The 23,148-nt window shown below is 60.0% G+C and carries 21 protein-coding genes; 5 read left to right on the forward strand and 16 right to left on the reverse strand.

Annotation, left to right across the window (positions count from 1 at the left end):
• Positions 1-54: 54 nt before the first annotated feature.
• The 3 genes from DW821_RS06575 to DW821_RS06585 all read right to left on the reverse strand — a co-directional run bounded on the left by DW821_RS06575 (position 55) and on the right by DW821_RS06585 (position 1,859).
• On the reverse strand, positions 55-528 hold the full coding sequence (locus tag DW821_RS06575; protein ID WP_117634363.1) for a PTS sugar transporter subunit IIB: 474 nt from the start codon (positions 526-528) through the stop codon (positions 55-57).
• A gap of 71 nt (positions 529-599) precedes the next feature.
• A complete protein-coding gene (locus tag DW821_RS06580) occupies positions 600-1,019 on the reverse strand; it encodes a PTS sugar transporter subunit IIA (protein WP_118066156.1) in 420 nt (139 codons plus the stop codon).
• Positions 1,020-1,154: 135 nt separating this feature from the next.
• Positions 1,155-1,859, reverse strand: coding sequence for a GntR family transcriptional regulator (locus DW821_RS06585; protein WP_117563729.1), 705 nt, complete (start codon positions 1,857-1,859; stop codon positions 1,155-1,157).
• Positions 1,860-2,340: 481 nt separating this feature from the next.
• On the opposite strand from DW821_RS06585, the gene DW821_RS06590 reads away from it, so the two are divergent.
• The 4 genes from DW821_RS06590 (at position 2,341) to DW821_RS06605 (ending at position 6,842) form a co-directional block, all read left to right on the forward strand.
• A complete protein-coding gene (locus DW821_RS06590; protein WP_118066158.1) occupies positions 2,341-5,385 on the forward strand; it encodes an insulinase family protein in 3,045 nt (1,014 codons plus the stop codon).
• 146 nt (positions 5,386-5,531) lie between these two features.
• The gene (locus DW821_RS10435) at positions 5,532-5,795 is read left to right on the forward strand and encodes a type II toxin-antitoxin system HicA family toxin (protein ID WP_117629026.1); all 264 of its coding nucleotides are present in this window, start codon (positions 5,532-5,534) and stop codon (positions 5,793-5,795) included.
• The gene (locus DW821_RS06600; protein WP_117629027.1) at positions 5,788-6,117 is read left to right on the forward strand and encodes a type II toxin-antitoxin system HicB family antitoxin; all 330 of its coding nucleotides are present in this window, start codon (positions 5,788-5,790) and stop codon (positions 6,115-6,117) included. The genes DW821_RS10435 and DW821_RS06600 overlap by 8 nt, the downstream gene beginning before the upstream one ends.
• A gap of 128 nt (positions 6,118-6,245) precedes the next feature.
• Entirely contained in the window at positions 6,246-6,842 is a 597-nt protein-coding gene (locus tag DW821_RS06605; RefSeq protein ID WP_118066160.1) for a 5-formyltetrahydrofolate cyclo-ligase, read from the forward strand.
• 220 nt (positions 6,843-7,062) lie between these two features.
• Here DW821_RS06605 and DW821_RS06610 read toward each other — a convergent pair whose 3' ends face one another.
• Complete coding sequence (locus DW821_RS06610; protein WP_118066162.1) at positions 7,063-8,025, reverse strand: hypothetical protein; 963 nt, start codon at positions 8,023-8,025, stop codon at positions 7,063-7,065.
• A 438-nt stretch (positions 8,026-8,463) separates the two neighbouring features.
• Complete coding sequence (gene metA, locus DW821_RS06615; protein WP_117629029.1) at positions 8,464-9,390, reverse strand: homoserine O-succinyltransferase; 927 nt, start codon at positions 9,388-9,390, stop codon at positions 8,464-8,466.
• 211 nt (positions 9,391-9,601) lie between these two features.
• On the opposite strand from metA, the gene DW821_RS06620 reads away from it, so the two are divergent.
• Positions 9,602-10,579, forward strand: a complete 978-nt coding sequence (locus DW821_RS06620) for an L-lactate dehydrogenase (protein WP_118066164.1) — start codon at positions 9,602-9,604, stop codon at positions 10,577-10,579.
• A 132-nt stretch (positions 10,580-10,711) separates the two neighbouring features.
• Here the strand turns inward: DW821_RS06620 and DW821_RS06625 are convergent, their stop codons facing one another.
• The 11 genes from DW821_RS06625 to DW821_RS06675 all read right to left on the reverse strand — a co-directional run bounded on the left by DW821_RS06625 (position 10,712) and on the right by DW821_RS06675 (position 22,979).
• On the reverse strand, positions 10,712-11,680 hold the full coding sequence (locus DW821_RS06625; RefSeq protein ID WP_117629031.1) for an SIS domain-containing protein: 969 nt from the start codon (positions 11,678-11,680) through the stop codon (positions 10,712-10,714).
• Positions 11,681-11,824: 144 nt separating this feature from the next.
• Positions 11,825-12,580, reverse strand: coding sequence for a GntR family transcriptional regulator (locus tag DW821_RS06630; protein WP_118066166.1), 756 nt, complete (start codon positions 12,578-12,580; stop codon positions 11,825-11,827).
• A 2-nt stretch (positions 12,581-12,582) separates the two neighbouring features.
• Positions 12,583-14,556, reverse strand: coding sequence for an ATP-dependent DNA helicase RecQ (locus tag DW821_RS06635; RefSeq protein WP_117583849.1), 1,974 nt, complete (start codon positions 14,554-14,556; stop codon positions 12,583-12,585).
• A 384-nt stretch (positions 14,557-14,940) separates the two neighbouring features.
• A complete protein-coding gene (locus tag DW821_RS06640; protein ID WP_117583850.1) occupies positions 14,941-15,660 on the reverse strand; it encodes a GntR family transcriptional regulator in 720 nt (239 codons plus the stop codon).
• A 104-nt stretch (positions 15,661-15,764) separates the two neighbouring features.
• Positions 15,765-16,772 carry a YitT family protein gene (locus tag DW821_RS06645; RefSeq protein WP_118066168.1) on the reverse strand — a complete coding sequence of 336 codons (1,008 nt, stop codon included), beginning with the start codon at positions 16,770-16,772 and terminating at the stop codon, positions 15,765-15,767.
• A gap of 353 nt (positions 16,773-17,125) precedes the next feature.
• Positions 17,126-17,755, reverse strand: a complete 630-nt coding sequence (locus DW821_RS06650) for an HAD family phosphatase (protein WP_158567552.1) — start codon at positions 17,753-17,755, stop codon at positions 17,126-17,128.
• A 160-nt stretch (positions 17,756-17,915) separates the two neighbouring features.
• Positions 17,916-18,899 carry an SIS domain-containing protein gene (locus DW821_RS06655; RefSeq protein ID WP_233502903.1) on the reverse strand — a complete coding sequence of 328 codons (984 nt, stop codon included), beginning with the start codon at positions 18,897-18,899 and terminating at the stop codon, positions 17,916-17,918.
• A gap of 191 nt (positions 18,900-19,090) precedes the next feature.
• On the reverse strand, positions 19,091-19,924 hold the full coding sequence (locus DW821_RS06660) for a PTS system mannose/fructose/sorbose family transporter subunit IID (RefSeq protein WP_118066172.1): 834 nt from the start codon (positions 19,922-19,924) through the stop codon (positions 19,091-19,093).
• Positions 19,925-19,937: 13 nt separating this feature from the next.
• Positions 19,938-20,732, reverse strand: a complete 795-nt coding sequence (locus DW821_RS06665) for a PTS sugar transporter subunit IIC (protein WP_006235136.1) — start codon at positions 20,730-20,732, stop codon at positions 19,938-19,940.
• A 36-nt stretch (positions 20,733-20,768) separates the two neighbouring features.
• Entirely contained in the window at positions 20,769-21,692 is a 924-nt protein-coding gene (locus DW821_RS06670) for a PTS mannose/fructose/sorbose transporter subunit IIAB (RefSeq protein WP_117640938.1), read from the reverse strand.
• Between the two features lie 204 nt (positions 21,693-21,896).
• Positions 21,897-22,979: a DMT family transporter gene (locus DW821_RS06675; protein WP_118066174.1), complete on the reverse strand. Its 1,083-nt coding sequence runs from the start codon at positions 22,977-22,979 to the stop codon at positions 21,897-21,899.
• Between the last annotated feature and the right edge of the window lie 169 nt (positions 22,980-23,148).

A 23,148-nucleotide genomic window follows, 5' to 3' on the forward strand; every position in this document is an offset into this window, starting at 1 on the left:
GGCATAGGCATAGAGCATTGGTTCAATAAATGCCGAGCATCAACGTGTTTCCGGCTAGAAAACGTCCTTGGCAAACACCTTAGCGTCATTGGGAACCTGACGGATTTCGATGGCCACGCCATCGCCCAGGAGCTCTTGGATATGCTCGGCATCTTTCTCGGTCGCAAAGATCGCAGGGGTCGGATGAAGCGTGGTCTCAGGGGTCTTTCGGGTTCCACCCAGATTGATCTCTTTGATGTCTTTGCAACCCTTAGCGAGACGATAGACATCTTCAATCGTCTCAGTGATGATAAACAGCGAGTACTTGTCGGTAACGCCGCTGTTGAGCGCCTCGATAGCGGCGTCAACATCCTTGATGACGAGTTTAACGCCGTTGGGGCGGGCGAGCCTCAAGGCCGCCTTCCTCATGTCGTCTTTTGCCACAGCATCGCTGGCAAGCAGGATGCAATCCACATCCAAAGCGTGAGTCCAGGACATGGCAACTTGGCCGTGAATCAGTCGGTAATCAACTCTCGTAAGCTTAATCATCGTTATCATCTCCGCACGTGATAAAGGGAATGACAGGTGTGGCCCTTAGCTAGGGCTCGAACCAGAACTAACTAGAACTCTTCTTCCTCGGCGCCGGTAAGCATGTCCGCCGCCTCGCAAAGCTGAATATACGAACGCGACCCCTCGACCGCGGCTTTGGCCTTGTCCGCATCCAGGGAATCCAGCTGTGTAACCATTTCCACCAGCAGCGGCAAGTTCATTCCGGTAATCAACGTGAACGATCCGGTGGTCTGTCTCTGAATGAATTCGTTGTTTACAGAGCCGCCAAAGATGTCAGTCACGACAAACCAAGAGTCGGCAGGGTCCCTCGTCTCCATCCATGCATCAATCAACGCCGCGACGTCCCTTGAATCGTCATCGACATAGGCGCACAGGCACTCGATTCGGTCGTTGGTGCCCATCAGAATCTCCAGAGAGCTTTTCATGCCTTGGGCGAGATAACCATGACTCGCTAGCAATATCTTATTCATAGTTCTCCAATACCAATAGGACGTACTATATTGTCATAACAAAGTATATTAGCAATCTACCCTACGTGGTGTGTCTATTTTCCAAATCCGCGAACGGTAACAATTGGTCGGTAAATCGACCAATCTATCGCTAATTTACAAATAGAACTTCAGTCGCTCGGTGCAGTACACCTGACGGGAGATGAAAAGCGGCTCGCCACTTGGGGCATAACGTCTATCGACAAACAGAAGCAGCGAAGAGTCCAGCTCCACGTTAAGGTATGCCGCCTCGAGCTCGCTCGCATAGCAGACCTCGAGCGTACGCGTGTTGGGACCCATCTTGATCCCCTGGCGATCGAGTACCGCCATCAGCGAATCATCGAGGGACTCATGCTCCAAAAAAGAAAGCGCAGCGGAATAGCTATTGGTTTCCAGCATCGTGGGCTTGCCATCCACAAGGCGCAGACGACGGCTACGCAATACCTTTTGGGTATCGTCTACGCCCAGGAACTTCGCGTCTCGCAGACTTGGGAAGTCCCAGCCCATTTCGAGAACCCTGGTAGACGCCTGTTTGCCCGCAAGCTGGCACGAATGGGTAAAGCTCTCACGGTCGTCCGCGGCATACATCTGCGTGTCCGACGAAACGAACGTGCCCTTGCCGCGGGCCCTCTCAACAAGCCCAGCATCTTCCATTTCTTTAATTGCGGAGCGAACCGTTATTCGGCTCACGCCAAATTGCTCGATAAGCTCCGCCTCGGTCGGAAGCTTATCTCCCGGGCGGTACGTGCCGTTGGCGATTGAATCAGAAAGCGCACGAACAATCTGTTTGTACAGGGGGATAACGCTATTTGCCTCAACCATATCAACCATACCTTTACAAGGAATCAGCAGCCTATAGATAAATGACTTATATTGTATTAGAACTTTTTAGCACTCCACGCCATTTCCTATAATGTTTTAGCAAACGAGGGGTTATTTTGCGTAAGCGGTGTAGAGTCCATCCATTTCCGCATACAGCTTCAATCTGATGGCGGTATATGCATCCGATAAGCCGATTGATTTTTATCTTATACCTGTCTCACATTCATCCCTCGTCGTAGAGATGAATGTGAGGTGAGAGATACGTACTTGACGCGCGAGCGTGGATATTTGGACGGTTTTTGGGCTTTTGGCGGCCGATTTCGTCCGAAAATCCACGCTCGTGCGGCAGACGTCCGAATTTCCACGCTCGTGTGCCAGAAAATCCACGCTCATCCGGCAGATTGGTCGAAGGCCCCATATGGGTATACTCTCGGAGATTCGACTCGATTCGCCCCCGTTGGGGCGTCAAAGGAGACTGCATATGTCCACTACCTCAACCGACCCGCGCGCCGCTGCCGCCGCGCTGCTGGTGCCCGGAACCACCTGCCACGGCTTTACCGTCGAACGCCGCGAGACCGTGCCCGAGCTCGACGCAGACGCTTACGTGCTGCGCCACACCGCCTCGGGCGCTCGCCTGCTGCACCTAGCGTGCGACGACGAAAACAAGGCCTTTGCCATTGGCTTTAAGACGCCGCCGGCCGATTCCACCGGCGTGTTCCATATTCTTGAGCACTCGGTGCTGTGCGGATCGGCCAAGTTCCCCGTCAAGGAGCCGTTTGTCGATCTGATCAAGAGCTCCATGCAGACGTTCCTCAACGCCATGACCTACCCCGACAAGACCATCTACCCCGTTGCCACCACCAACGAGCAGGACCTGTACAACCTGATGGACGTGTACCTGGACGCGGTGTTCAACCCGGCCATCTATACCAAGCCCACCATTTTTGAGCAGGAGGGTTGGCACTACGAGCTGGACCTGCCAGAAGGTGCCGAGAGCGAGGGCGACGGCGGCCCCGCGAGCCTGCGCGAGGGCACACTGCGCTATAACGGCGTGGTGTTCAACGAGATGAAGGGCGCGCTGTCCGACCCCATGAGCGTGCTGGACGACGCCGTCAACGCCGCGCTCTATCCCGACACCGCCTATGCGCACGAGAGCGGCGGCGACCCGCGCGCGATTCCCGCGCTCACCTACGAGCAGTTCCTGGACACGCACGCGCGCCACTACAATCCTTCCAACTCCTATATCACGCTCTACGGCGACCTGGACGTGGACCGCGCACTGGCCTTTTTGGACGAGCGCTACCTGTCGCAGCCGAGCGCCGCGAGCCGCCGCATGGACGCAGCCGTTGCCGCCGGCGAGGACCCGTCCACGCTGGCGCCCAATCCGCTGGGCGTGCAGGCGCCCGTGACCTGCGAGTATAAGCGCGTCGAGATGGCCACCACGCCCGAGAACGCCCTGGTGGGCCTGGGCCTGGTACTGGGCAGCGCGCTCGACCGCAAGCGCACAATCGCCGCGGACATCCTGTTCGAGGCGCTGCTGGGCTCCAACGAAGCGCCGGTTAAGAAGACCATTCTGGCCGCCGGCCTGGGCGGCAACGTGGTGAGCTACACCGCGGCCGAGAGTCTGCAGCCCTACGAGCTCATCATGCTGCAAAACGCGCAGCCCGGCGTGGCGCGCGAGCTGCGCCACGTGTTCCAGGACGCCTGTCGCGACCTGTGTGAGCGCGGCGTTCCGCGCGAGCGTCTGGAAGCTATCATCAGCAGCAACGAATACGACCTGCGCCAGCGCGACTACGGTATCGCCGACGGTGTGGCCATTGCATGCGATGCGCTGAGCACCTGGCTCTACGATGACGACGCTGCGACGCTGGCGCTCAAGTACGGCCCGGTGTACGAGGAGCTTCGTGGCGAGCTGGACGGCAGCTACTTTGAGGACCTGCTGCGCGAGCTGGTGCTGGAAAACGATCACATGGCGCTGGTCGAGCTGATGCCGGTGGACGCCGCCGAGGGTTCGGAGAGTGCCGAAGCCGCCGAGCTGGCAGCCAAGCGCGATGCCATGACCGATGCCGAGCTGGCCGACGTGGTCGAGCGCACGGCTGCGCTGCGTGCCGCACAGGAGGCGGAAGACACACCCGAGGCCAAGGCCACGCTGCCGCGCCTGCGCGTGTCCGACATTGGCGAGGCGCGCCCCGAGCCGCCGCTGGTCGTGGACACGACCGCGCCCATCCCCTGCCTGCGCCACGGCATCCCCACCAACCGTCTGGCCTACGCCATGCAGTATTTCGACCTGAGCTGCGTCGCATTTGAGGACCTGCCCTATGTGACGCTGCTCTGCCGCCTGCTCAAGCAGCTGCCCACACGCGAGCATTCTGCCGAGGAACTCGACAACTTGCTCGCCGGCAAGCTCGGCTTTTTGAGCTTTACGACCGAAGTCATGACGCAGCCCGAAGTGGACGGCGTGTGCCCCTACCTGCTGGTGAGCGCCGGCGCCCTGTCCGAGAAGGTCGATGCGCTGGCGAGTCTGCCGCGCGAGGTATGGTCGAGCACGCTTTTGGCAGACGCCGACGCCGACCGCGTGCGCGACGTGCTCACGCAGATTCGCATTGGGCTTGAGCAGGGCTTTATCAACAACGGACACTCGGCGGCGCTCGGCCGCGCGATGAGCTACAGCTCGCCTTCGGCCGTGGTGCGCGAGCAGCTTTCGGGCGTGGACTTCTATCTGTTCCTGCGCGATCTGCTCGACCACTTTGACGAGCGCGCGGACGGGCTGCGTACCAAGCTTGCCGAGCTGGCAGGCCGCATCTTTGTGTCCGATGGCTGTCTGGCGAGCTTTACCGGCAGCGATGAGGACTTTAACGCGTACTGGGCCGCCGCGGGCGACCTGGGGCTGGACGCTGGCGACGGCGCCGGTGCCGGCCGCGACGCGCTCGTGGTGCCGACGCCGTGCGACCGCCACGAGGCTTTTGTCATCCCCAGCGACATCTGCTTTGCGGCAAGCGCGTGCGACCCGCGTCGCTTGGGGCTCGACGTGACAGGCGCCTGGGCGGTTGCCGCCAACGCACTCTCCTACGACTACCTGTGGAACGAGATCCGCGTGAAGGGCGGGGCGTACGGCTGCGGATTCCGCGCGGCAGGTGAGCGTCAGGCGGCGTTCTACACCTACCGCGACCCGGCGATCGATCCTTCGATTGAGCGCGTGGAGCGCGCGGGTGCATGGCTTGGCAGCTTTGAGCCCGACGAAGCCGCCTTTGAGGGCTTTATCGTGAGCTGCGTGAGCGGCATGGACGCGCCGGTGAAGCCGTACGCGCTCACCAAGCGCCGCAACACGACCTACCTGGCCGGGCTCGATCCGCATGCGCGCGAGGAGCGTCGCGCCCAGATGCTCGCCGCCACGCCCGGTGAGCTGCGCTCGCTCGGCACCGACGTGACGCGCATCGCAGCCGAGTCGCCCACCTGCGTCTTTGGCGGCCGCGACGTCATCGCCAAGAGCAACGCCGGCTTTAACGTCGTCGACCTGATGGGCTAACCACAGCAAGCAAAACCACTACAAAGGGGACAGGCCCCTTTGTAGTGGTTCGAACACTTGTTCTATACGTACACATGTTCTATAGTATGGGTGATTGCATCGGATCAAAATTGCAACTAGAATATAGTTGCAGAATGTGAGGCGGGATGACTCGAGCCGATAAACTCATCGCCCAACTGTTTAGCTGCCCTTCGACGTATCGGTATGCCGATTTTTTAAAAGTCATGGCCTCATATGGCTTTGAAATGGACAGCAAAGGCAAGACATCCGGATCGCGCATTCGCTTCTACAGGCCCTCAGATGGCAGGATGTTCGTGATGCACGCGCCTCATCCATCTGACGAATTGACAGCGGGGACAATTCGAAACATCGTTCGATTTCTGCAGGATGTCGGAGGCAGTCATGAGTAACGTTTTGGCATACAAGGGCTATTTCGCCCCAGTCGAGTTCGATGCCGAGCAGCATGTACTAACAGGTATGGTCGCCGGCATTAGGGACGCAATTGTATTTGAAGGCTCCAAGGCTGAAGAAGTGGAGCAATGCTTCCACGACGCCGTCGACGATTACCTTGAGTTTTGTGCCGAAAAGGGCAAGGAACCAGAGCGGGCTTTTAAGGGCTCGTTCAATGTGAGAACAGGCTCCGAGCTTCACAAGCAGGCAGCACTGGCGGCGGCAAAGAAGGGCGAGTCACTCAATAAGTTTGTGACCGAAGCAATCGCCGCGGCGTTATAGCGTTAACGCATGGGCCAAAACCACCACAAAGGGGACAGGCACCTTTGTGGTGGTTTCGACATTTGCCCAGATAAAACCTGCCAAAATAAACCTGTCCCTTTTTGGTAGGTTTGGGAGAGGGGGCTGGAATGGATAAGGCTGAGTTGCGGCGGGCGGTGATTGCTCGGCGCGATGCTCTTGATTTGGACTTGCGGGCGGCGAAGTCTGCTGATATCTGTGCACGGCTGGTTGAGCTGCTGGGCCGCTTGGATGCCGCAGCATCGCACACCGTTGCCGTCTATGCCGCGATGGGTTCCGAAGTCGACTCAGCCGCGTTTGCCGCAGCTGCCTCCAAACGTGGCTGGCGCGTGGCCTATCCGTGCATGCTCTCGGCAACAGACGCCGCAGCTTGTGGCCAGCGCATGTGTATGCGGGCAGTTGCTGCCGGCGACGCGGACGCGGCTACGTTTATCGCCCACCCCACGCGGGCCTTTGCGGCCACGGACATCGACAGCAGCCGCTTCCCTATCGTGCCTGCCGAAGCTCTCAACATGATCGTCGTGCCGCTCGTAGCCTTCGACCGCGCCGGCGCGCGTCTGGGCTACGGCGGCGGTTGCTACGACCGCTACCTGCCCACTGTTTCGCCCGCATGCCACGTCATCGGCATTGCCTTTGACGAGCAGCGCGTCGACCACGTTCCCACCGATGCCCACGACCTGCCGCTGCCCAACATCATCAGCGCCTAACCGCCGCCGGGCTGTACCCCACAAAAATGAGCGTGGAAAATTTCCCGTTTTGGGCCTGTTCTGGGGCAAAATACGGGAGATTATCCACGCTCATTATTCAAACGTCCGATAATCCACGCTCGTGTGTCCGAAAATCCACGCTCAACCAATGCGCGTCTAAATACCCACGCTCGTCCGTCCGGATTTCCACGCTCGTGCAGCCTAACGCCCTGTAACCGTCTCAGCAGGCACGCGGCACGCCGGCAACCTTGAGCTTGCGATCGAGCTTTGTCGGATCCCTTAGGTCATCCCAGCACAAGCGCACAATCTTGCAGTTATCAAGCAGCGAAAGCCTCGACTCGCGCTGACGCTCATCAAATTGCGCCTTTGCAAGCTTGCCCTCCTCCGCCGCCTTCTCACTTTTAACGAATCCGTCGAACTCCCCAATAATCAACCGGTCACCCACGCGCCACAAATAGTCAACGCGATACGGCCTTCCCGGCTCAACCGGATCGAACAGCTCAACTTGCAGCTCCGGAACCTGCCAGCCGCGCTCGATCATCAGCGCCCGCGCCTTGGACTCGCCGCCGCTTTCCGACAGGCCGTCGGCACACCGTGCAACCCTGCGCGCCGTCACAACACCGCGGCGATTCAAGCCAAGCTTGTTAACTGCCTCAATGAGATGTTCCTTCGACAAAAGCTGCTCATGGAGCGCCGAGTCCGCAATGATCAGCCCTTCGACAAACGATGCTTCGACCAGGCAATCCGCAATCGTTTGATCGATATCGGTCACGGCAATATCCATCTGGCTTGCCCGTGTTCGATAAGCATACCGATGGCGAATGACCTGAGAGCCCGGCGTCGTCGATTGCGCCGGCGCCACGGCGATATGGATGTGCGTCAAATTGGCATGCGAAACCGAAAGGCCATAGACAACGGCCGCCGTATAGGAGCAAAACGTCCAGTCGGGGTGCTTTTGCGCAAGCGCCCGTACCCGATGCAGATAACGCTGCCGAAACTTGAGTTCGGACCAATATTCCGGACGCGCATACAGCCCTGGCATGACCGCCTCGAGACTTCCCGCCGCCACCCGTCGCTCAATCTGCTTTGCCTCCGCCGCAGTTCGCGCGTACACGCAGCTCATCTGCTGTTCGCATGCCTTAATGTGACCTGCAAGTCTTTGATTCGCCGTCATGTTTGCCATGTCGCCTCCAAACTCTTGGAACGGCGCCAACGTACCAGACGGTTTCATGCGAAGTCTGACCAAATGCTGTCCAGCAGCTGACCAAATGCTTGACGGTTTTGGACGTTTTAGGCCAATGCTCTATATCTGCAGGTAGAGCGGTTGTCCAGAGGTCCCTGTCTCCACATCTTTATGCCTCAAAAGCCGTCGATTTCCTTAAAAGAAAATATGCTGTGGCTCGAAACTACCTAGTTTGCGATGCTGTCCGTAAACACTCGACGCGTGGTGCTGCCGCCTACGACAGCCGCAGAAAAATCGAGCGTGGAAAATCTCCCACTTTGGGCCTGTTCCTCGACCAAAAGTGGGAGATTATCCACGCTCATTCAACATGCGTCCGATTATCCACGCTCGTCGCGTAGCGGCCACGATAACCGCCGCAGCCACAGCCACGACAGCGGCCTAGTGCTCCTCGCCGGCGCGGGCCAGGTCGTAGGGCGTGGTCTGGTAGACGTAGTAGTTGAGCCAGTTGGTGTAGAGCAGCTGAGCTTGGCTGCGCCAGACGTTGCGCGGCTCGGCGGTGGGGTCGTCGCCCGGGAAGTAATGCGCCGGCACCTGAGGGTTGAGCCCGCGCTTCACGTCGCGCTCGTACTCCAGACGCAGCGTGTCGGTATCGTACTCGGGGTGGCCAAATACAAAGAAGCGACGGCTGTCGGTCGACTTGACGATATACAGGCCTACCTCGTCGGACACGGCCACGACCTCAAGCTGCGGCTCGGCCTCCACGTCCTCGCGACGCACATCGGTGTTGCGCGAATGCACGGCATAGAAACGGTCGTCAAAGCCACGGACCAGCGGGCTTTGCGGCTTCACCAGATAATGCTCGAACACGCCGCTCGCCTTTGCCGGCAGATCATACTTCTGGATACCGTAATGATGGTACAGGCCGGCCTGTGCGCCCCAACAAATGTGCAGCGTAGAGTGCACGTGTGTGGTGGACCAATCCATGATCTGGCAGAGCTCGGGCCAGTAGTCGACCTCTTCGAACGGCATCTGCTCCACCGGCGCGCCCGTGATGATCAGGCCGTCGTAGTGGATGTCGCGGATGTCGTCGAACGTGCGGTAGAACGTCTCCAGGTGGCCGGCGCTTACGTGCGTGGCCTCGTGCGTTTTAGTGCGCAGCAGGTCCACCTCCACCTGCAGCGGCGTGTTGGAGAGCTTGCGCATGATCTGCGTCTCGGTGGCGATCTTGGTGGGCATGAGGTTGAGGATGAGCACGCGCAGCGGGCGGATGTCTTGGTGCAGCGCGCGGTACTCGGTCATGACAAAGATGTTCTCGCTCTCGAGCTGCGCGGCGGCAGGGAGGGCGTCGGGAATGCGAATGGGCATGGAAGCTCCTTACGAGTCAGTTGCAGCTATGGTACAACGACCGGCCCCATCCGCGCGAGCACATCGTCCAGCGATGCCGTCAGCGGCCCAAATCACTCCAAAAGTAGAGATTAAAGCATGTCCCAAAAATCTACGGCACTTTAGCTTAGCAAAGTGGCAGCAGGACGCTACAATGGTTCGATGCGAGAAACTCGGCCGAAAGGATACATATATGTACCAGACGCGTAAGATCGGTGTGGTCGGCCAGGGCCACGTAGGAGCACATGTCGCCAACAGCCTGCTTATGCAAGGCATTGCCGATGAGCTGTACCTATGCGATATCAACGAGGCCAAGGTGACGTCCGAGGTCCAGGACCTGCGCGACTCCCTTTCGTTTGTCCCGTATAACACCAAAATCGTCAACTGCTACGACCACTACGAGGAGCTGGCTTGCTGCGACGTCATCGTCAACGCCGCCGGCAAGGTCGCGCTGGCCGCCGGCAACCGCGACGGCGAGCTGTTCTTTACCACCGACGCCGCCCGCACCTTTGCCAAGCGCATCGTCGACGCCGGCTTCGACGGCATCTTCGTGAGCATCTCCAACCCCTGCGACGTCGTATGCACCGAGCTGTGGCACCTGACCGGCTACGATCCCAAGAAGATCATCGGCTCGGGCTGCGGTCTGGATTCCGCCCGCCTGCGCACCGAGATCTCCAAGAAGGTCGGCGTGAGCCCCAAGTCCATCGACGCCTACATGATCGGCGAGCACGGCTTTAGCCAGCTGGCTGCCTTTAAGGCCGCGACCATCGCCGGCAAGAGCCTCAACGAGCTTCAGGCCGAGAACCCCGACAAGTACGCCTTTGACCACATGGAGGTCGAGGAGCTCGCGCGCAAGGGCGGCTATGTGACCTACCAGGGCAAGCAGTGCACCGAGTACGCCGTCGCCAACTCCGCCGCGCGCGTCTGCGCTGCCGTTCTGCACAACGAGCACGCCGTGCTTTCCGCCTCCACGCTCATGACCGGCCAGTATGGCGAGGAGGGCATCTTCACGTCCCTGCCGTGTGTGATCGGCGCCGAGGGCGTCGAGGAGGTCTACACGCTCGACCTGTCCGAGTACGAGCTCGAGGGCTTCCACAAGAGCTGCCAGCACATCCGCGACAACATCGCCCAGCTCGACTGGTGGGATGCCGAGGCCTACGACGCAAAGTAGGCCGTAGGCTGCCGCAACCTTGCGAATCTAAACGCGATACTAAGCGGGCCGCGCCGGAAATCCCCGGTGCGGCCCGCTTTTTTGACTCACGCAGCGCCCTTGCGAATCGAAGGTGAATGGTTTTCCCGTTACTTAGTACTGCTCGATGCCCATGTAGCGACGGATCTCGGGGCTGTGGTCGAACACCTTGCCGCGGGCGGCGCGCAGCTCGCAGCTCATCGCGTAAAAGAAGATCGGCTCCAAGAACGAACGCACGCTGGCAGGTACCTCGCCCACGCCGTACTCGAGCGCATCGAGCACCATAATCGTATCGGTGTGCGTGTTGAGGAACGCGAGTGCACGCTCCTCCATGGGGCGGCACTCACCCGATCCGAGCTGCACAAAGTAGAACACGCCGGGCTCGGTAGCCTCGAAGGGGCCGTGGAAGTACTCGCCGGAGTGGATATAGCAGCAGTGCTGCCACTGCATCTCCATGAGCGAGCAGATGGCCATGGCGTAGGTCTGACTAAAGTTGGGGCCGGACCCCAGGATATAGAAGAACTTGTGCTGCTGGCAGAGCTCGGCAAAGCGGGCGCCCAGCTCGGCGTTGACCTTCTCGCGGGCGGCGGGCAGCAGCGCATCCATCTGCTTGAGGCCTTCGTACATGTCGGCGAGCGCCTCGTAGCCTTCCTGCTGGTCGAGCAGCTCGGCGGCGATCAGAGCGCCGATGCCCTGCGGCACCTCGGCCTGCGACACACCCTCGCCCCAGGGGTAGACCCAGGTGGTCCACTTGCCGTTGTCGATCTTGGAGCCCTCGCAGTCGGTGAGGGCGACGACCTCGGCGCCGGCAGTCAACGCCATCTCGCAACCGTCGATGACCTCCTGCGTGTTGCCACTGTGGCTGCAGGCGACGACGAGCGACTTCGGCCCCAGGCTCTTGGGGGCCATCAGGCAAAACTCGCGCGCGGTGTAGACCGTCGAGGCAAACGTAGTGGCCTCGCGCTTGAGCAGCTCGTTAGCCGGCATCAGGTCGATCATCGAACCGCCGCAGGCGATCCAAAAGACGTTCTCGATCTTACCCTTGCGCTCGATAATTTCCTGAATCAGATCGTGTGCGTTCACGGTGACGCTCCTCCTTGTGTGGCGGCTTTGGACGACGGCAGCTCGTACCTGCAGTCGTTCTATGTTGTTCTATTTATAGCATGCGAGCTGTCGCAGGTGAAGTCATTTCAGCAAATTTGTTCTATGTTGTTCTATCTATGGACGTTAGATGTCGAACACGTAGCGCGAGCCCACGATCTTTTGGCGCCCGAGCAGCAGGGGCCGCTCGTCCTCATCGGTAAAGTACGCCTCCATATAGAAGAGTGGCTCGCCGGCCGGCACCTCCAACAGCGGGGCCACCTGAGCATCGGCAAGCGCAATCTCCACGGTGCAGGGGTCGGACTTGAGCGGCGCGCGGCCCGAGTGCTCGGCAACGAGCGCAAAGATTGAGTTATCGGTGAGGTCCTTATCGGCCAGCGTCTGCAAGTAGGGATGGTCGGCGAGCACAAAGGCGTTGTTCTCAAGCATGACGGGGATGCCGTCGGCCGTGCGCACGCGCTCGACCACGATAAGCTCGCAGCCGGGCTCCACGCCAAAGAACGCCGCATCCTCGTGCGTCGCCGCGACCACCGTGCGCGATACCAGGCGCGCTCCGGGCACCATGTCGTTGGCAGCACAACCCTCAGTAAAGCTCTGGACGTCGCCCTTCTGGCGAATCTTGCGCTTGAGCTTGGGAGCGCATACAAAGGTGCCCCTCCCCTGCTGGCGGTTGAGGTAGCCCGCGCGCGACAGCTCCTCGATGGCACGGCGTACGGTGATGCGCCCCACGCCGTAGGACTTCGCGAGCTCCATCTCGGAAGGAATGCGCGAGCCGGCCGCGTACACGCCGCGCGCGATCTCGCCCTTCAGGTCGTCCATGACCTGCTGGTACAGCGGCACGGCGGATACGCCAGCGCGGTCGGTTTTATCGTCGGTTGCCATCGTTACGCTCCATCCCGCGCATGCTCGGACTCAAACTCTTCAATCGCCGCCATAAACTGCTCGCCAAAGGCATCGGCCTTTTTCTCGCCGATGCCGTTGACCTGAATCAGCTCGTCGCGCGTTTGCGGGCGCAGGCGGCACAGGCCGCGCAGGGCCTTGTCGGAAAAGACCATGTACGGCGCCATCTCGAGCTCGGTCGAGATCTCCTTGCGCAGGGTACGCAGGCGCTCGAACAGCTCGGCATCGTCGCCCACGCGCGGGCGCTGATCCAGCTCGGCCTCCTCGCGCAGCAGATCCACCGCACGGCGAGCACGGGCCGAGGCCTTGCGCTTGGACGCGCGACGCTTAACGGTAAAGGCAAACGCCTCGTCCTCGACCTCGCCGGCACGCGGACCCAGGCCCACGACCGGGTACTGCCCCTGCGAGGTGGCCAAATAACCGCGGCCGCACAGCTGGCCGATGATGTCCTTGATGCGGCCGACCGATTCGCTCGACAGCCCACCATAGCCGCGGTCCTCGTCCAGATGCATCTGGCGAATGCGCTCGGTGTTGCCGCCGTGAAGCACATCGGCGATGAGCGACTTGCCAAAGCGCATGGGGCGCGTGGCCACATAGCGCACGGCGGCGCGAGCCATACCGGTGACGTCCTCGACCTCGAACTGCGTGAGGCAGTTGCTGCAGTTGCCACAGCCCTCGGCCTCATCCGCGGCGGCGCCGCCCACGGCCGTATGCTCGGCCGCGGCCTCGTCGCCAAAGTAGCGCAGCATGTATTCGCGTAGGCAGCCGGTGGTGTTGCAATAGCCTTCCATCTGACTGAGCAGGCGATATCGGTTCTGGAGCGCCCACGCGCGCTGCTCGTCGTCGAGCGTCTCGTCGGCCGCATCGCCGCGGTCGATCAAAAAGCGGCGCATGCGAAAATCGTTGCCGTTCCACAGCAGGTGGCAGCTGGCCGGATCGCCATCGCGGCCGGCGCGGCCCGCCTCCTGGTAGTAGGCCTCGATGCTCTCGGGCACGTTGTTATGGATGACGTAGCGCACGTTGGGCTTGTCGATGCCCATGCCAAAGGCGTTGGTGGCAACCATCACCTGAATATCGTCGTCGATAAAGGCGCGCTGGCTTTGGCGGCGGGCGTCATTACCCATGCCGGCATGGTAGCGGCCAACGCGAATGCCGCTGGGACCCAACGCCTCAGCAAGCTCTCCTGCCAGCGCATCAACCGTCTTGCGAGTCGAGCAATACACGATGCCGCTCTCGCTCGAATGCGCGATCACATAGTCGCGCACCCACGCGGTCTTAGCCTTGTCGCCCATCTCCTCGCAGCCAAAGTAGAGGTTCTTGCGATCGAAGCCCGTCACCACCGTCGCCGGGTTTTGCAGGCCGAGCATCTGCTGAATGTCCGCACGCACGCGCTCAGTCGCTGTAGCGGTAAAGGCCGCCACGATGGGGCGCTGCGGCAGGGAATCGATAAACTCGCGAATCTGCAGGTAGGCGGGGCGGAAATCCTGACCCCATTGGCTCACGCAGTGGGCCTCGTCAATGGCCACGAGCGGAACGCCGATGCCGCCTTCGGCCGCAGCTTCCTGCGCAAAGGCCAGAAAACGCGGCTCGAGCAGGCGCTCAGGTGCCACATACATAAGCTGGTAGCGACCCTCGCGCGCCCGCTTGCGCACGGTATTTTGCTGAGCCGGCGTAAGGCTGGAGTTGAGATAGCTGGGGCGCGCGCCCGCCGCAAGCAGTGCGCGGGTCTGGTCCTCCATAAGCGACAGCAGCGGACTCACCACAAAGGTGATGCCGGGCAGCATGAGCGCAGGCACCTGGTAGCAAATGGACTTGCCGGCGCCCGTGGGCATAACGCCCAGCGCGTCGCGGCCGGCAAGGATCGCATCGACCATGCGGTCCTGCCCCGGGCGAAACGAGGTGTAGCCAAAATAGGCGCCGAGCGTGTCGAGCGCCATCTGCTGCATGCTATCGGTCATGGTTTCCTAACGTCCAAGTCATCTGCCGCCGATTATACGCCGCCACGCGGACCGCTGCCGTACGGCTGTCAGCCACGCTCATTCTGCGGGTAGTCATTGGGGACGTTCTTGAATGACTAGTCGTTTAAGAACGTCCCCAACGGCTAAGCTCTTGACAGGCGTGGAAACGTCTCAGGTTGAGCATAAGTCAGCGAAAACGCCCCTAAGCGAGCAAGGTGACGTGAAAGAGGAGGGAAGCGTACTTCGGTACGCGACCGACGATTGAACGTCAGATTGCCGCTTAGGGGCGTTTGCAGCGTCGACCGGTCCGCCGTTCGCTAGAACGGCGGAACCAAGGGCGCAGCGTCGGCCCGTTGCGCGGTTTGGAAAACCGCGCAACTAGAGCTACATGACCATAACGTAGCGCGATCCCACGTAGTACTGCTTACCCATCAGGACCGGCTCGCCATTGGGTCCGATAAAGCCGGCGCGCAGGTTGAGCAGCGGATCGTGCGGAGCAATGCCCAGCTCAGCCGCCTGCTCGGCGTTGGCGCGAACGGCTTCGACCGTACGGTAACCAACCGAGACAATCGGCGTTCCGCCAACACGCTCGACCTCGGCAAAAATCGACTTGTCCTCAAGATCGGCCGTCAACAGCTCACGGTAGGCGTCAAACGGCACAAAGATGTTCTCTTCAAAGATGGGCTCGCCGTCGGCAGTACGCACGCGCTTGATGTGCAGCAGCAGCGCATCCTTCTGCAGGCCAAAGAACTCCATCTCGTTTTGGCGCGCCGGCACAATCTGGCGATCGATTACGTGCGCACCGGCCTTCATGCCGTTGCCGGCACACAGCGCGGTAAACGTCTGCAGCGTCGAGGCGTGAAATTGGCGATTGATGTGCGGCGTGGAAACAAAGGTGCCACGGCCCTGCTGCTTAACCAGGTAGCCATCGGAGCACAGCTCCTCGACGGCGCGACGCACCGTAATTCGGCTCACCTCGTACTGCTCGGCTAGCTCGAGCTCGGACGGAATACGCTCCTTGGGTGCATAAACACCTTTCTCGATCGCATCCTTGATCTCGTCGTAAATCTGCTGGTAAAGCGGTGCATTTTTGGGTGCAGGCATATCTAATCACTCTTATCGAAATATTGAAATAACTAATACGTATATAACGTCTAGTTTCATGTTACCTCATAATGATAAAACGATACACCGCATACAGCAAATCCTTACCTGCCGTCGTCCTGTTGCAGGCTGTCCTGATCGATGAGGCGCGCCTGCCTGCTGGCCATGCGCGCGGGCTTGTCGGGATCGGGCACGGCCGTGGGCATGGGCTCGTCGACATGACCGCCCCACCAGCCGCCCACAAAGTTGAGCGTATGGAACACATTGATCACGGCGCCGGGATCAATGTCGCACACCAGCTTGATAATGTCCTGGCTCTCGTAGGTCGAGACAACGGCATGCAGCAGGTACATCTTCTCGCGGCTGTATCCGCCAATGACCTCGGCACAGCTAATGCCATGCTGAAAATGGTCAACATAGGCGGTCATGACCTCGTCGGCCTTGCGCGTCGTGATCTGCAGCGTCACGCGATCGTAGCGACGATAGAAGCTGTCGATGGTCTTGGTCGAAATAAACTGGAACACGATGGAGTACGCCGCGTTGTCCCAGCCAAACATAAAGCCAAAGATCGCCAGGATAAAGCAGTTGAAACCAAAGATAACGCCCCAGATGGTCTTGCCCGTGTGGTTGGAAACCCACAGCGCGATAAAGTCGGTGCCGCCGGTGGATGCGCCGGACTTAAGCGCGATGGCAGCGCCCAGACCCGAGACCACGCCACCAAAAATGATGAGCATGATCTTGTCGCCCAAAAACGGCGCGAAGTGAAAGACGTTGAGGAACAGCGACGAGAGCATGACCTGCATCATCGAGAAGATGACGAAGCGCTTGCTAATGCCGCTCCAGCACAGGAGCGCCACGGGGATGTTGAGCGCGAGCATGCCGAGCGAGATGTCGATGTGAACGCCGCCCAGCGAGGTAACACGATCGAGCAGGACCGCGACGCCGGTGAGGCCGCTCGGAAGCAGGTCGGCGGGTTGAATGAACGCCTGGATCAGGAATGTCTGGAGAACGGCGGAAATTGTGACCGCCACGGCGGTGATGGCGCGGCGGACGATGGTGAGGCGGCCGAGCACGAGCACGCGGTCCGTGAGCTGGTCGATGGCGTTCGCCACGTAGGCTCCCTTCGAAGGCAGATGTAGTTGTGGGGCATGTCGGCGATTGTAACATGGAGCGACAGAGGGCGCCTCAATTCACCCTCTCTCGACAACCAAAACGAGCCAGCATCTCCCCAACCAAAGAGCCCAAAATCTAAGTGAGTAGACTATTCGCGACCTGTCGAGCACACCCAAAACAGCCACCTCTGTGACCTGCAGTTTTACTAAGGCAGATTCGCTTTGTGCTCTGCCTGAGCCGAAAAGTCTACTCACTTAGTCCGAGTCGGAGCCAAACGGATCAAATCGAAGCCAAAATGAGCCGATCTGCCGCAAAAGACGCGTGAAACGATACTTCTCGTAGCGAATTGACGCTATAAAGCGGTCAGAATGTCGGCGAGGCTATCGATGATGGCATCAGCGGCGGACTGATCCAGGTTGACGCCCTCGTGCGGGCGCAGCGCCAGGACGCGGGCGCCGGAGCGCTTGCCGGCCTCGATACCCAAAGGCGAGTCCTCGATAACCAGGCACTCGGCAGGCTCCATACCCAGCGCCTCCATGGCACGCAGGTAGATCTCGGGGTCGGGCTTAAACGCACTGCACTCGTGACCGCTGATGGTGTAATCCAGCACATCGGCGATACCGGCGATCTCCACCAGCTCGTCAATCAACTCACGATACGACGAGCTCGCGATGGCACACTTCACGCCGCGCTCGTGCAGCTCGCGCATCACCGGCTCCGTCTGCTCGTTGAGCAGCTCGGCATACGGAACGGGGTGGTCCGGGCTGTAGACCTGCTTGTACTCCACGCGCAGACGCTCGCGCAGCTCAATATCGTCGGGCACCAGCGCCTCCCAAATGGCAGGCTCGTTAGACCCCGAAAGATCGGGGATCTCGTCAAAGTGGAACCCCTTCTCCTCCATAAACGCCACGCGGCGACGGTTATAGAACCACTCGGTATCGACCAGCACGCCGTCCATATCAAACAGCACTGCCTTGATCATACGCATCTCCTCCCACCTGCCAAAAAGGGACAGGTTTATTTTGGTAGGTTTTATCTGGGGTTTTGCGGCGCGACGGGCGCGCCCTCCCCAGAGCAAAAAAGGGGACGGGGCGCAAACCCCATCCCCTCTCAATCAACCCGTAAGGTCTACTTACTTGTGATTAGTAGGAAAGCTTCCACATGTAGCGACGCATGGTCAGCGGGTGCTGACGGGCCTCGGCGATCTGGTTGCCGTACTCGCGCATAACGGCGAGGTGCAGCAGCGGGTTGAAGTAGGTGACGACGCTCGCGGGCACGGCGTCGGCCAGGCCGTAGTCCTTGGAGTCGATCAGAGCGACCTTGGCGCCCATGCGCTTAAGGAAGGTGAGGGCGCGGGCGTCCATCGGACGGGTGGCACCATCGGACATGAAGAAGACGTAGGGCTTACCCTCGGTGGAAACCTCGAACGGGCCGTGGAAGTACTCGCCGGTGTTGTAGGCGGCGGCGTCGATCCACTGCATCTCGGTGAACAGGAAGGCGGCGTGAGAATAAGCCATCTTCTCGGAGGCACCGGAGGCCATGAAGTAGATCATCTCGTCGTCCTTGAAGTCCTGGGCGAACTGCTTGGCGAGGCCCTTGGCGGACTGAGCGGCGTTCTCGCAGAGCTCGAAGACGTTGGTGAGGCCGGTGATCATGTCCTCGTAGTGGTCATAACCCTCGGTCTGCTGAAGGATCTCGACAGCAAGAGCGATGGCGTAGCCGGGCTTCTCGCACTTGGCAGCGTAGTTAGCGTGGAAGCCGTGAACGATGACGTGGTCGGCGTCGACGGTCAGAGCGGAGCCAGCCTTGTTGGTGAGGGAGACGACCGGGCAGTTGTGCTTCTTGGCGGTCTTGTTGGCCTCGACGGTCTCGGGCGTGGAGCCACCCAGGGAGCAGGTGATCACGAAGGTGTGCTCGTTGACCCAGGAAGGCGTGTCGTAGTTGAACTCGTTAGCGGTGAAGATCTGAACGTTCAGCTTGTCCGTGTTGTTGGCCAGGAAGTACTTGGCGGGGTAAAGGTCGGACATGGAAGCACCGCAGCCGACGAAAGCGACGCTGTGGATCTCGTGGTTGGACAGGACGTCAGCGACGATCTGCTTAGGGAGGTTAAGGTCGATCTCGTACATCTGACACATTCCTTTCGATTTGTTGCGGCGTCACATTGCCGGACGCTCGCAGGGTTACCGTAGTTAGGACCGAGTCGCCGGCCCGTTGAGGATGTGACAAAGGGACTATCCCTTTGTCACATGTTAGGGATGGAAGCCTGCCTGGGGTATGGGATGCCAGGCAGGCCCCCGGGGGAAGCGCTGGGTCGCGACTAGGCCAGGATGCCGGCCGCGGAGAGGGCGATGCCGCCCACGATGGCGATCACGAGAAGCCAACCGGTGTTGACGTTCTTCTTGATGAGCCAGTACATAAGGCCGGTGAGGCCAAGGGAGATCATCTGGGGCATCATGCTGTCCAGGATGTCCTGGATAACGACGGTGCCGTCAGCGAACTGCAGCGGGGTGGTGGCGCCGATCAGCGTGGCGATCATGCCGCCCACGGACATAAGACCCACGATGCCGCAGACATACATGAGCTTCTCCATGAGGTCGCCGCCCTGAAGCTTGCTCAGGTACTCGTGGCCGCCCTGATAGCCCATCTTGGCTGCGAACCAAGTAATCAGCACGGAGGGGACGATGGAGATGAGAAGGGCCAGGATCGGGCCCATGATGGAGCCCTGCTGAGCCAGCTGAACGCCCAAGCCAAAGGCGATAACGCGGATGGTGCCCTGGAAGAAGGAGTCACCGATGCCGGAAAGCGGGCCCATAAGGGAGGTCTTGACCGCGTTAATCGAATCGGGGTTGAAATTCTCGGGATCCTTGGCGTACTCCTCCTCCATGGAGGCGGCGAGGCCCAGGATGAAAGCGCTCGTCTGCGGGGTGCAGTTGTAGAACGCCATGTGACGGTGGTAAGCCTCTTTCTTAGCAGCAAGCTGCTTGGGGTCGGACTCGTCCGGATAGAGGCGATCGAGCGTGGGAACCATACCGTAGAGGAAGCCCATGTTCATCTGACGCTCGTAGTTCCAAGAGGCCTGGATGGCCCAGGAGCGCCAGAAGAACTGGCTGACCTTCTTGTTCAGGGACACGTCCTTGGTTGCGGTTGCCATAGTGTGTTCCTCCTTAGTCTTCGTCGTCTTCGAGCGGATCGTAGTCGGAATCGACACCGGCGGCTGCATGGGAACCGTTGAACTTGAAGCCCATGAAGACGACAGCCAGGCACACACCGATCAGAGCGACCGCGATGACGGACAGGTTGAGGTAAGCGGCGAGCAGGAAACCGATGAACAGGAACGGAGTCATACCCTTCTTGATCATCATGGTGAGCAGCAGGGCCAAGCCGTAGGCGGTCATGATCTTGGTCGAAACGTTAAGACCAGTGGACAGCCACTCGGGAACCATGTTGACGATGGCCTGAACCAGGTCGGTACCGACAAAGACGGCGAGGAAGATCGGCAGGAAGTACATGACGGCGTACAGACCGGAGCCGGCGCAGATGTGCATGCGATAGGCGGTCTTGAACTTTCCGTTATCGATCGCGCTATCTGCCACATGGGTGAGGGCGGCGATGATGGAACGGAACACGATGCCGAGGAGCTGACCCAGGACGGCGACCGGGATGGCGATCGTCATGGCGGTCTCGGCGGAAGCATCGGTCAGGCACGCAAAGGCAGCGGCCACGATGCCGCCCAGGACCATATCGGGCGGAACGGCGGCGCCGACCTGCACCAGGCCCATGGACACGAGCTCGACGGCGGCACCGACGGCAAGGCCGGTGGGCACATCGCCCAGCAGCAGACCGACGAGCGTAGCGCCAACGAGGGGCTGCTCGAAGTTAAGACGGCCGAGCAGGCGGGAGTCCCACATGCAGAACACGCCGACGAGGCCGACGAGCACCGCACTGATGAACGTATTCATACCCTTCTCCTTTCAGTCAGGCAAAAGCCTGGTTGATTACAGCTTGGCGTCGATGTCGACGCTCTGATACGTAGGGGTCTGCTGGACATAGAGCTTAATGCCCATGTCGAGCAGCTGGTTGACGTCGGCCTTCTGGGTGGCGTCGAAGAAGACGGAGCTGTCCTTGCCGCCGACCTGTTCGGCACCGTCGTGGTTGGCGGTGGCGCCCAGGTTGATGGCGTCGAGCTTGTAGCCCTGGCAGAACTGCAGCATCTCGGCAGTGTTGCCAAAGACGAACATGACGCGCTCGCCGAGGGTGTTGAGCTTGTCCATCTTGGCGAGGGCACGCTCGACGGTGAAGACGTTCAGGCGCACGCCCTGGGGCTTGGCCAGCTTAAGAGCGCCCTTCTTGATGTCATCGTTGGCGGCAGCGTTGTCGACGACGATGATGCGCTCGGCCTGAACCTTGGTGGTCCAGGTAAAGACGACCTGGCCGTGCAGCAGACGGTAGTCAAGACGTGCGAGGACGATCTTGGCGGGACCGGAGCTGTGACGGGACGCCTTGGCCTTCTTGGCGGGAGCCGCGGCGACCTCGACCGGTGCGTTGGGGTTGGTCAGACCGGTGCGGGCCTCGTTGATGAGGGCCGCGAGCTCGGCACCCTTGACGGGGGCGGGGCTCATAGCGAGCGTCAGTGCCAGCGGAATGTTGAAACCGCTGACAACCGTGAACTTCGTGCCGTTCTTGGAAAGCTCGACCATGCTGTTGTTGACCGAGCTGCCGAGCATATCGGTCAGCACATAGACGGTGTCGTCCGCGTTGAACGTGGCGATCATGGCGTCCACCTTGTTGGTGATGGGCTCCTTGTCGTCACGAGCAAGCGACACGACGTGGACGTTCGACACGTCGCCGAGAACCATCTCGAGCGTGTCTTTGGCGCCTGCGGCCAGGCCGCCATGAGATGCGAGAATGATCTGATTCATCTTGCCTCCTCCTTTTCGTTATGGTCATTATAACGTCTTATACGTTGCTTATTTTGCTAATTAGTATATAAACCGTTCGCGGGTGAAAAACGACCGTTGGCGGGTTTAACGCAATCGAAACGATGGTCTTGGGTAGGTCGGCGCTGGCTAGGCACCGCCCGGCCAAACGCCGGGCGCTACCTGCTCAAACACTCCGCCAATCCCCTATCGCACGAAGTACCAGGGGCTTTCCTGCACGGTGGGCTCCAGCGTAATGCCCGTGCGCTCGCGGAACAGATCCATGTCCTGCGATTTCTCCGTCCACCACGCGTTGGGCTTAAAGGTCATGCTCTCAATGACATGGCCGACAAACACACTGTTGCGCAGCTTGGAAAAGTCGGTGTTCATGATCACGATGGACGCGAGCACCAAAACGATGCCCAGAACCTTGATCGCACCGGCGGGCTCGGCGTAGACACCAATGCCCAGCAGCACGGTGACGACCGTCTCGAATGACATTACGACGGGAACTTTCGACGTCTCGAGCCCCATGGACAGACCCTGCATATATAAGACATAGGCCACGGCTGTGGGGATGAGTCCAAAGCCAAGGAACAGCAGCAGCAGCTGTGGCGACATTGCCGCGGCGACATCTGGCCACGGAGCCGCGATAGCCGCCATAACCGCACCGCCAAAAACAAGGCCCCAAAACGTGACAGCCAGCGGGTGGACCGTCTTGGTTGCTATCCGGCTAAACACCGCGAGCGACGCGCCACAAAAGCCCGCAATCACGCCCGACGTGACGCCCCAAACCGAAAAATGAAAACCGGAAAGGTCGCCATCGGTCACTGCAAGTACACAGCCACCGATGTTAAAAGCGATGGCAACGAGCTTGTTGGGAGTCACATCCTCGCGATAAAGTACGCGACCGAGCATGACGCCAAACACCGGCGAGGTGTAAAGCAGCACCGAGGCCGTGGACATGCCCACCTCGCCCATGCACTCGTAATAAAGCGTGTTAGCGGTGGCGAGGCCGATAATGCCAAGAAGCGCACAAGGAACAAGCTCTTTAGGACTTGCCTTGAACAGTGCCAGGGGACCCGATGCCTTTCCCTCACGAGCACCTCCCTGGCAACCCATGAATGCCAAGACCGGAGCCATTAAGACGGCACCCGACAACAAGCGAAAGGCAGCCATACTCTGGGACGTAACGCCCATGGCCGAGATGCCGTTTACAAAGATTCCGATGCTGCCCCACATAAGCGCGGCGATCAGCACCAGCACATAGCCCAGATTGCTTTTCTTCAACGCAGCCTCCTCGGTATTGTTTCCAATATGTTTCACACTACGTTATAGTCGTTATATACATTTTTCAAGGCACAAATCGGCGAACGGGAAATCTCTCGACACAAGGAGTGTCCCCAACTGCCGGCAGAAAGGGAACGTCCCCAAGTGCCGCTCTAGCAGTTGCAGTGAA

The sequence above is a fragment of the Collinsella sp. AM33-4BH genome (assembly GCF_003469205.1).
Lineage (GTDB): Bacteria > Actinomycetota > Coriobacteriia > Coriobacteriales > Coriobacteriaceae > Collinsella.